Genomic DNA, 10,549 nt, shown 5'->3' on the forward strand with positions numbered 1-10,549 from the left:
ATGAATATTGATCGCTATTTCTTTAGGCTGTTATCAGCAGGTACGTTGCTGTTGATATTAGCAATCGCTTCCGGTTTTGCTTTTTTGGATGACATGTTCGCTCAAAACCAAGCTCACAAGACAATTCTAGCAATGGCGGCGGCTTTGGTTTATATCATCACCTACCTGACCCATAAAGCGACTGGCCTACGCGGTAAACCGGTTATGGTGTTAAGTATTTTGGGTACGGTGTTATTAACACTCGGTTACTTTGGTAGCCGCTTTGTCAAAGATATCATTCTCAGCTAAGTCAAAGCTTGACTTAGCGACTGAAAACACTAAATTGTCAGATTCGCAACGACTAAGAGGATAGTAAGTTTGGACGATATATCGACGAGTATGTTACTCGTAATACTCGTAGTTCTCATCGCTCTCTCTGCATATTTTTCCGGCTCCGAAACGGGCATGATGTCGATTAACCGCTATCGGTTACGCCATCTAGTGCAAAATAACCACCATGGTGCACGTCGAGTGCAGTTCCTGCTGGAACGCCCTGATCGCTTAATCGGTCTAATCCTGATTGGTAATAACTTAGTTAATATTGCAGCCTCCTCTATTGCGACCATTCTGTGTATTCGTTGGTTCGGCGATGCCGGTATTGTTATCGCCACACTCGGCCTTACTTTGGTAATCTTAATTTTTGCCGAAGTTACGCCTAAAACAATCGCCGCCCTGCATCCAGAGCGTATCGCTTTTCCGAGCTCAATGATCTTACGTCCACTCTTGCTGGTAATGTATCCCTTTGTTACCAGTGTGAACTTCATTACCAACTCATTTATGCGCCTGCTCGGTGTCGACCCTAAGCGAGCCCAAGTAGGCGATGCACTCAACTCAGATGAGTTGCGCGCCGTGGTGAATGAAGCAGGCAACATGATCCCAGCTTCTCACCAAGAAATGCTGGTTAGTATTCTGGACCTAGAAAAAGTTACAGTCGAGGATGTGATGATTCCGCGTAACGAGATTGTCGGAATCGATATCAACGACGAATGGTCGCGAATCATTAAGAAAATAGAGCACGCTCAACATACGCGAGTGTTGTTGTACCGAAATGACATTGATGATGCGGTCGGCTTTCTCCACGCTCGTGATGTCATGCGTTTGATGACCAAAAATCAATTTGAAGCCGATAAGGCGACTTTGGTGCGCGCTGCACGCGATATTTATTTTATTCCCGAAGGCACTCCCCTTAACGTGCAACTATTAAAGTTTCAGCGTCGCAAAGAGCGCATTGGCCTCGTCGTTGATGAGTATGGAGATATTCAAGGCCTGGTCACTTTAGAAGATATTTTAGAAGAAATTGTCGGCGACTTCACCACGTCCATGGCGCCTCAACCAAGCGAGACAGCTGTTGCGCAACCTGATGGCAGCTATTTAGTTGAAGGTGCTGCCAACCTGCGCGAGCTTAATAAAGAGATGAACTGGCAATTTCCTACCGATGGACCGAAGACACTCAGTGGATTAATTATTGAGCAGTTTGGTGATATCCCAAGTGCCCGTCTCAGCTTACGCTTAGGTGGCTATCCAGTGGAACTCATTGAGGTAGGTGATACGATGATAAAACAAGTGCGCGTGTTACCTCAGCATTTTCAAGAGCCTCGTTCAGCCAGCGGTGAATAATACCGCTGGCTCTTTGCTAACGCTTACCAATCAAAAAATAAGTTATACAGCCATCCATGCTTAAGGTCTTCTTCACAGGTTTTGAGCTGTGTAGCGTATCGTAACGAACGACTTTTTACTTGTTTCGATACTTTCACAAGCCACGGTTTGCTGAGGTAAGATTTGCGAGCATAACCGCCCCAACCTTCGTGATAGTTGAGGTATTGCGCGTATGCATCCCACTTGGACACACCATTAATTTCATAGCTTTTATAAATAAACCATCCCATAAAGTCGATAGCATCTTCAAAGTCGCTTCGACTCGCCCAGCCATTCCCCGTTTCTCGCTGGTAATCTTCCCACGTCATATCTTTAGCTTGGGAGTATCCGTAAGCACTACTCACTCGCCCCCAAGGAATAAAGCCAAGAAAATAGTAGCGTGGAGGAACCGCATCATGTCTGAAGGAACTCTCTTGATACATCATCGCCATCGGCACGTGGATGGGAACGCCCCACCGCTCGCGCACATCGGCCGCAGCATGATACCAATCATTATGTTCTTCAAAGATATCACAGATATTCTCAGGGGATTGTGGAGGCGGCGTGGCGCAGCCGCTTAGTGCGCTTACCAAAACAGCTGAAGCAATAATCGAACTGCGCTTATAAATTTTTTTTTGCATGATTCTGAACTTTTTGATGACACACGTATCAGAGTAAACAGTTATGTTGTGTTCACCCCCCTGAACTATTCGGCGCAGCGGTTTATCGTTGCGCCTTTTTCTTTTCTGGCGTAGCTCTTTTAACTAGCGTGTGGGTTGCCCCGAACATTTTGCCTTTTCGAAATAGTTACTCAAGAAGGTATCAAAATCAACTACGTTATCCGAAGCTTTACGAGCAACGAAGTCATCTTCCGAAGCGGCCTTCCACCGCTTAAAGTCATCTTCGCTAAACGCTTCATACTCCGCTTCACGGAATAAACGCTTATATTTAAGCGCTAACTCCTTACCCAAGCGGCTTGCATCCCAATCATTGCTACGCAAGATCTCCAGAACCTGACCTGACAAAGTCAACTCAGGATTCAACACGCATGGATAAAGCGCCTCGACAGCGGCAACATAACCCGACTCAGAATGCGGCGAATCGTCCATAATGCGGGCGAGCGCAGCCAGCTCTGCAAATAATTCCTCCAGCCAGTCGGTCATTAATCGATCGTGACCATCTTGCCATAAGCTCAGCGAAGGATTACGGCCTTGCATCACCGCTTTATTGAAGTTTTGGTCGGTTTTCTGCTGAGTCTCCCAATCCATCGGAGCGCTCTCCGTCAGCAAACAGTAAAGTAAGAACAGGTCAAGGAACTGAATTTGTTGCGCCGTAATACCCACTTCACTAAACGGATTCACATCCAAAGCGCGGACCTCGATATACTCGACGCCACCGCGTTCAAGCGCTTGTGTGGGTGTTTCGCCATCCTTTGCTGTGCGCTTAGGTCGAATTGGCGAATAGAATTCATTCTCTATTTGTAGAATGTTGCTATTAAGCTGGTGATACTCACCATTATCTTTTACACCAATCGACTTAAAATTCTCGGACGGCGTGGTAATTGCTCTACGTAGACCCTCCACATAATCATCGAGGTTGTTGTACGTGATTTTTAAGCTTGCTTGTTCTTTATTCGTGTACCCTAGATCACTCATCCGCAATGATGTGCCGTAAGGCAAATAGCATGTACCCTTACCCAGTTTAGCGAAGTCCCACTCGGTCAACTTATTCTCGGTTTGAGTCTGAGTAAAAAATGATTCACACAACGCTGGCGATGCGCCAAATAAAAATGGAATCACCCAAGACAGTCGTTTGTAGTTCCGAATCAAAGCAAAATATTTTTCAGAACGAAAAGCCGCGTTGTCCTCAGTGCCTTCATCTTGAGCAAGTGCTGCCCAAAGCGTCTCAGGCACAGAAAAATTGAAATGAACGCCCGAGATAATCTGCATGGTTGCTCCATACCGGTGGGTCAGCCCCACGCGATACAAGGATTTCATTCGACCTGAATGCGACTCACCAAATTTAGCCACACGGATATCTTTATCAGAACCGATATAACACGGCATACTCAATGGCCATAACAACTCGTCGCCCAAGGCTTTGAAGGTATGGGTATGAATGTCTTTCAATTGCGATAAGGTGGTGCGAATAGATTCAGCCACCGGAGTAATAAACTCGAGTAAATTTTCCGAGTAATCCGTCGTAATGGTGTCGTGCGTTAACGTCTTTCCCAACGCTTCGGGATGATCCGTCGGCGCAAGTGTGCCGTTTTCTAATACACGCAAAGCCTCACGCTCGATGCCACGGTGGATACCTTCCCAAATGGCGCTTGAGTGACTCGCTGTGAGTTCGGTGATTTTTCGTTCGAATTGAGTTTGCAAAAGGGACTCCGATACTACCTTTTCTGACGCGTGCGGTTAGCTTACTTAGATTTGCTTCGCACGTCCATGATTGGCTTAATAAACTTGGCGTTACGCGTGTGTCGTGGCACACTTAGAAGGCACCCATTTTCTTTCACAGCGTTTTGGCAAGTGACGAATGACAACATTCTGGACACGGTTTCAAATTGGCTTTATTGCCTTTCAACTTATCAGCATCATCAGTTACCTGATTTTACCCGCGCCGTTAAGTGATTACATATTACTGACTTCGGTTACCGTTGGATTAATCGCGGGTATTGTCATCTTTACTTGGACTCGGCAAACTTCGCTGACATCCCCATTGCGTCAACCGTTTCTAACCGCCAGCTCGCAACAATTATTACAACAAGTATTCAATGATTTGCCGACGCGGGTATATTGGCGCAACAGCGACCTAGAATATCTCGGAGGTAATGACGCGTTTTTGCGCGATATTCAGTGCAGCAGTGAAGCGCTTGAAGGCAAGCGTGACGAACAACTGACTTGGTTGGCCAAAAACCCTGTATTACAGGAGCGCGATCGCCTCACATTAGAACATGGCTTAGCTTCTTGCAACGCTGAAATTGAACTTAACTTGGCGAATAACACACGCTACATCGAGCACTCGAGTGTTCCGCTTTATGACGATCAAAAAAATGTCATTGGCATCATCGGTAGCTATTACGATATTTCCTCTATCAAGTCGGTCGCTGAGCAAATGGAGCAAGCGAAAGAAGCCGCTGAACAAGCCAACGTCGCTAAAGGCGAATTCCTCGCCAATATGAGCCACGAAATCCGCACGCCCATGAACGGCGTGGTGGGCATGGCCGCCCTGCTGCTGGAGGGACCGCTGTCCGAAGAACAGCGGCTTTACGTCGNAACCATCCGCAATTCCGGCGAAAGCCTGCTGGTGCTCATCAATGACATCCTTGATTATTCCAAGATCGAGGCGGACAGGATGCAGCTGAAACTTGATCCCTTCGATCTGGAACGCGCCATCCACGAGGTGGTGATGCTGCTGCAGCCCTCCGCCCGGGAAAAGCAGCTGGATCTGCTGGTGGATTACGATCTGTTCCTGCCGACGCATTTTATCGGCGATCTGGGCCGGATCCGGCAGATCCTGACCAATCTCATGGGCAATGCGGTGAAATTCACGCCTTCGGGCCATGTGCTGGTGCGGGTCACCGGCACGGTAGAGCCCGATCACAGCGCCGCCATCCACATGACGGTCGAGGATACCGGCATCGGCATTCCCCGCGAAAAGCTGGATCACGTCTTTGGCGAGTTCAATCAGGTGGACGATGCCCGCAGCCGCGCGTTCGAAGGCACCGGGCTGGGGCTCGCCATCACGCGGCGGCTGGTGACGATGATGGGCGGCGAGATCTGGGTGGAGTCCGATCTGGGCCAAGGCGCCTGTTTCGGGCTGCGGCTGGTCCTGCCGGTCGAAGAGCCGATCCTGCGCGACACCGCCNNATGAGCCACGAAATTCGCACGCCGATTAATGCGATTGTCGGGATGGCCAATCTATGCTTAAAAACACAATTATCGGAAAAGCAAAAACGTTATATTAAAGTCATCGACTCGTCGTCACAGGCTCTGCTAGGCGTCATTAATGACATCCTCGACTTTTCCAAAATCGACGCCGGAAAACTAAGCATTGAGCGTATTCCATTTGATTTACAGGACGTATTGACTTCGCTAGCCGATATGTTCGCGTATAAGGCGTATGATAAGGATCTCGAATTTATCATTAACCTGCCTGCAAATATCCCGACGCGCCTGTTTGGCGACCCATTACGGCTCAACCAAGTACTGGTCAACTTGGTCAGCAATGCAATTAAGTTTACAGAAGATGGTGAGATCAATGTCGCCGTCACCTTACTCGATAAAAATGACGATAAAGTCTGGTTGCGTATATCGGTCACTGATACGGGGATCGGTATGGATGAAGAACAACGCGCCAATCTGTTTAAGGCCTTTACGCAAGCAGACTCTTCTACCACCCGTAAATACGGTGGCACCGGTCTTGGCTTGGCGATATCTCGACGTTTGATTCAACTCATGGGCGGAGATATTGGTGTTACCAGTGGCTTGGGTCAGGGTTCAACATTTTACATTGAACTCACGCTGCCCATGCAACCACAACAAGATGACTCTCATCACCAGTACTTGATACAAAAATTACGGGGGAAACGTGTGCTCGCCATCGACGATAATTTGAGCACGCGCGAAATGATTCAAGAGATGCTGCGTAGCTATCAAGTCGATGTGCGGGTGTGCCGTACTGCAGAACAAGCACTGGATATCTTACGCGAAGATGACATACCTTATGACGTGCTACTTGTGGATTGGCGACTCCCAGGTATGGATGGATTATCGTTGTGTCAGAAAGTGAGTCAGTCACTGGCTGATGAAGCGCCCAAAATGATCTTAGCTACGGGCTATTATGCAGAAGAAATGAGTGAGCAAGCCGCTGCGGCCGGTATTTCCGATATTCTTTCGAAGCCATTTACAGCAACAACATTGGGCCATAGCTTAGCGACCACATTGTACAAGCGCGAAGATATCACCGCAGCCAATGAATTACCGTCAACCAACTTGCCAGACGCAATCAAAGGCGCACCGATTTTATTGGTAGAAGATAACGAAATTAACCAGCAGGTTGCGCTCGAACTCCTCAAAAGCCAAGGCTTTAAGGTAGATATTGCAGAGCATGGTCAAGCCGCGCTCGATGCAATTGAACAGAAGCGTTACGCGTTAGTACTGATGGACATTCAAATGCCAGTAATGGATGGACTCACCGCCGCGAAAAAGATTCGTGCGCTCTACGACTACAAGCAGCTCCCTATTCTCGCGATGACCGCTAATGCCATGAGTGGTGATGAAGAACGCTCGCTATCAGCAGGCATGCAGGGGCATATCGCTAAGCCGATTGACGAAAAGCAACTATTAAAAGCAATCGTTAAATGGTGTGTGCCGGGACACTACGAGGATGACTCGAAACAGCAAGCTGAAGTTGAAGTAAAGGCTGAGCCCAGCAACCCGAACGAAAAGAAAATTCGTTATCCGCAGGTTAAAGGAATCCAATTCGAACAAGCGCTGGCACGCCTGCAACATAACGTGCCATTGTACTTGAAGTTAGTTGAGCAGTTGTTTACTGAGTATCAAAATAGTGCCATGAAGGTTTCTGACTTCATCACTCGCGGTCAACACGAAAGCGCGCGCCGCTATTTCCACTCACTGAAGGGTGCGGCGGGCAATTTAGGCTTAGAGGCGTTGCAATCTCGCGCAGCTGATTTGGAAAAGCACATGGCTGCAGGCAACATTGATAAGGTCGCAGATACCATTACCGGGCTTGAGAAATCCTTGAATCACGCTTATCAAGCGGCTAATGACCTCTCGGCGATCTATCAGCACCAACAACAGGAGCAGTCATGATCCGCTTTATATTCATTATTCCATTAGTGTTGAGCTTGCTCTGGATTGTCTACCTGAAAATGCATGGTTGGACGTTGAAGCAGGGTCAGAAAGGCTTTATCTATATTGCTATTATTAGTACCGTTATCGCACTATTTTATACGGTGATGATGTGGCTTACAGGCCGAGGCGGCCTGTAAGCCATCTAAGTCTGGCCTATTAAACCAGCGCGAGCAAAATCCCTGCCGCAACCGCAGAACCTAATACACCGGCAACATTAGGTCCCATCGCGTGCATAAGCAAGAAGTTGCTCTGGTTTGAATCCAATCCTACCTTGTTAACCACTCGAGCGGCCATGGGCACAGCTGACACGCCTGCGGCACCGATAAGAGGGTTGATGGGGTCCTTGCTAAATTTACCCATCAATTTAGCCATCAAAATACCGCTCGCCGTACCGATTGCGAATGCTATAGCGCCTAAAACAAGGATGCCCAAGGTTTGGAAGCTCAAGAACTGTTCGGCTTGCAACTTCGAGCCAACCGCCAAGCCCAAGAAGATTGTCACAATATTGATAAGATCATTCTGCGTTGTCTTAGTGAGTCGTTCTACAACGCCTGACTCCCGCATCAAATTCCCTAAACAAAACATGCCTACCAGCGGCGTTGCACTCGGCAATAGCAATAAGGTCAGCAGTATGACCGCCAGTGGAAAGAAAATCTTCTCACGGCGTCCTACAGGACGTAATTGCTTCATTTTAATCTGACGTTCAGACTCTGATGTTAACAAACGCATAATCGGTGGCTGAATAATCGGTACGAGTGCCATATACGAGTACGCTGCTACGGCAATCGCACCGAGCAAGTCAGGTGCAAGTCGAGACGCAAGGAAAATCGCGGTAGGCCCATCAGCACCACCAATAATTGAAATAGCCGCAGCATCCGCCATCGAGAATTCAATACCCGGCACCATATTCAGCGCAATTGCACCAAACAATGTTGCAAAGATACCAAACTGCGCAGCGCCGCCCAGTAACATCATTTTCGGGTTAGCGAGCAAGGGACCAAAGTCGGTAAGAGCGCCAACGCCCATGAAAATAATCAGTGGGAACATGCCTGTATCAATACCGACTTTATAGACGTAGTAAAGCACGCCACCCGCCTCGGTAAAACCAGCAAGCGGAATATTGGCCAAAATGGCACCAAAGCCAATCGGTAGCAATAACAGTGGTTCAAACTTTTTAGCAATGGCCAGGAACAGTAAGATCCCACCGACGATGATCATCGCGGTTTGCCCTACGGTAATCGCTGATAATCCGGTGGTTTGCCATAACAACGTAAGCTTATCCATGGATTACCCCAGCGTTACCAATTCGTCGTCGACCGATACTGCATCGCCTTCTTTAACATGGACACTGCTTACAGTTCCATCTTGCTCGGCTTTGATGTCAGTTTCCATTTTCATCGCTTCCATAACGATAAGCACATCACCCGCACTGACCTGATCGCCTTCGCTCACATTCACCTTAAATATGTTCCCGGCCAAAGGCGCAACGACTGTGGTGCCCTCACTCGCAGGTGTATTATCATTAGAAGTTGACTGCGGAGTGGGTTTGACGGATTCCAGTTCACCCGCAGCACTGACCGACACTTGATAAGTCTTACCATTGACTGCCACATCGTAATGCTCAGTTCCCCCTTGGACGGAACTGCCAGCGCTTGCACTCGACGCTGCCTGCTTAGGCGTGTCAGTGGCTTGCGGTTTATCCGCAGATGGAGCAGGTTCAAATGCATCAGGGTTATCGCGGTTTTGTAAGAACTTAAGACCAATTTGCGGAAACAACGCATAAGTCAGCACGTCATCAACGACGTTATCTGCCAGACGAATACCATCTGCTTTGGCCTTATCATTAAGTTCTTGAGTCAGCTTGTCGAGCTCGTCATCAATTTTATCGGCAGGACGGCAGGTAATCGCTTCACCGCCTTCAAGCACACGTTGCTGTAATTCTTTATTGACTGGTGCGGCAGTGGCTCCGTATTCGCCTTTTAATACCGCCGCAGTCTCTTTAGAGATATTGGCGTAGCGCTCCTTACTTAGTACGTTGAGTACCGCCTGCGTACCGACAATTTGTGAAGTGGGCGTAACCAATGGGATAAAGCCTAGATCCTCACGTACTTTCGGAATTTCTTCTAACACTTGGTCAAACTTATCCAGCGCGTTCTGCTCTTTAAGTTGGTTTTCCATATTAGTGAGCATACCGCCAGGCACTTGCGCCAATAAAATACGCGCGTCGACTCCTTTTAGAGAACCTTCAAATTGAGCATACTTTTTGCGAACATCACGGAAATAACTCGCTATGTCCTCAAGCTCAGTGAGTGATAAGCCGGTATCACGGTCAGACCCTTCAGTCATCGCTACCAGCGTTTCTGTCGGCGAGTGTCCGTAAGTCATGCTCATCGGCGAAATAGCCGTATCCAGCATATCAATACCGGCATCAATGGATTTTTGGTAAGTCGCGACACTAAGACCGGTTGTCGCATGACACTGCATTGCGATTGGTAAATTGGTCTTTTCTTTTAACGCTGACACCAGTTCGAATGCATCATTGGGACGCAATAGACCCGCCATATCTTTGATACATAACGAATCACAGCCAAGGTCTTCGAGTTCCTGTGCCATCTCCACCCATTTTTCCAACGTGTGCACCGGTGACACCGTGTAAGACATGGTTCCTTGTGCATGGCCATCCACGTCTTTTGCGGCTTTAATCGCGGTTTTCAAATTACGTACATCGTTCATCGCATCAAAAATACGGAACACGTCGACACCGTTTTCGCGCGCGCGCTCTACGAAGCGACGCACGACATCATCAGCGTAATGGCGATAACCCAAGAGATTCTGACCACGCAATAACATCTGCTGGCGGGTATTGGGCATCGCTTCTTTAAGTTTTCGAATGCGTTCCCAAGGGTCTTCACCTAAATAACGAATACACGAATCCAACGTAGCGCCGCCCCACGACTCAATAGACCAATAACCGGCATCATCAAGTTTGCTAGCAA

Annotated in this window: 9 protein-coding genes; 5 read left to right on the top strand and 4 right to left on the bottom strand. The window is 48.1% G+C overall.

The window, feature by feature from the left end:
- Nucleotides 1–288: cytochrome c biogenesis protein CcsA (ccsA, locus tag B2X00_RS11965; RefSeq protein ID WP_290487871.1), on the top strand; the 288-nt coding region annotated here is incomplete at its 5' end.
- A 69-nt stretch (nt 289–357) separates the two neighbouring features.
- Nucleotides 358–1,656, top strand: coding sequence for an HlyC/CorC family transporter (locus B2X00_RS11970; RefSeq protein WP_290487873.1), 1,299 nt, complete (start codon nt 358–360; stop codon nt 1,654–1,656).
- Between the two features lie 23 nt (nt 1,657–1,679).
- On the opposite strand, the gene B2X00_RS11975 is transcribed toward B2X00_RS11970, so the two are convergent.
- Together B2X00_RS11975 and gshA are read right to left on the bottom strand one after the other, a co-directional pair.
- Nucleotides 1,680–2,315 carry a hypothetical protein gene (locus B2X00_RS11975; RefSeq protein WP_290487875.1) on the bottom strand — a complete coding sequence of 212 codons (636 nt, stop codon included), beginning with the start codon at nt 2,313–2,315 and terminating at the stop codon, nt 1,680–1,682.
- A gap of 123 nt (nt 2,316–2,438) precedes the next feature.
- Nucleotides 2,439–4,055 (bottom strand): glutamate--cysteine ligase, encoded by a 1,617-nt coding sequence (gene gshA, locus B2X00_RS11980; RefSeq protein WP_290487877.1) that lies wholly within the window; start codon nt 4,053–4,055, stop codon nt 2,439–2,441.
- 157 nt (nt 4,056–4,212) lie between these two features.
- Here gshA and B2X00_RS11985 point away from each other — a divergent pair, with 157 nt between their 5' ends.
- The 3 genes from B2X00_RS11985 to B2X00_RS11995 are packed head-to-tail and all read left to right on the top strand — an operon-like array spanning nt 4,213 to nt 7,690.
- Entirely contained in the window at nt 4,213–5,550 is a 1,338-nt protein-coding gene (locus tag B2X00_RS11985; RefSeq protein WP_290487879.1) for an ATP-binding protein, read from the top strand.
- Nucleotides 5,547–7,511, top strand: coding sequence for a hybrid sensor histidine kinase/response regulator (locus B2X00_RS11990; RefSeq protein WP_290487881.1), 1,965 nt, complete (start codon nt 5,547–5,549; stop codon nt 7,509–7,511). Before B2X00_RS11985 ends, B2X00_RS11990 begins: the two co-directional genes overlap by 4 nt.
- A complete protein-coding gene (locus B2X00_RS11995) occupies nt 7,508–7,690 on the top strand; it encodes a hypothetical protein (protein WP_071462379.1) in 183 nt (60 codons plus the stop codon). The genes B2X00_RS11990 and B2X00_RS11995 overlap by 4 nt, the downstream gene beginning before the upstream one ends.
- 19 nt (nt 7,691–7,709) lie before the next feature.
- Here B2X00_RS11995 and B2X00_RS12000 read toward each other — a convergent pair whose 3' ends face one another.
- Together B2X00_RS12000 and oadA are read right to left on the bottom strand one after the other, a co-directional pair.
- Entirely contained in the window at nt 7,710–8,837 is a 1,128-nt protein-coding gene (locus B2X00_RS12000; RefSeq protein WP_290487883.1) for a sodium ion-translocating decarboxylase subunit beta, read from the bottom strand.
- A 3-nt stretch (nt 8,838–8,840) separates the two neighbouring features.
- The coding region (gene oadA, locus B2X00_RS12005) for a sodium-extruding oxaloacetate decarboxylase subunit alpha (protein ID WP_290487885.1) at nt 8,841–10,549 on the bottom strand (1,709 nt) is incomplete at its 5' end.

Source organism: Idiomarina sp. UBA3162, assembly GCF_002364475.1.
Classification (GTDB): Bacteria; Pseudomonadota; Gammaproteobacteria; order Enterobacterales; family Alteromonadaceae; genus Idiomarina.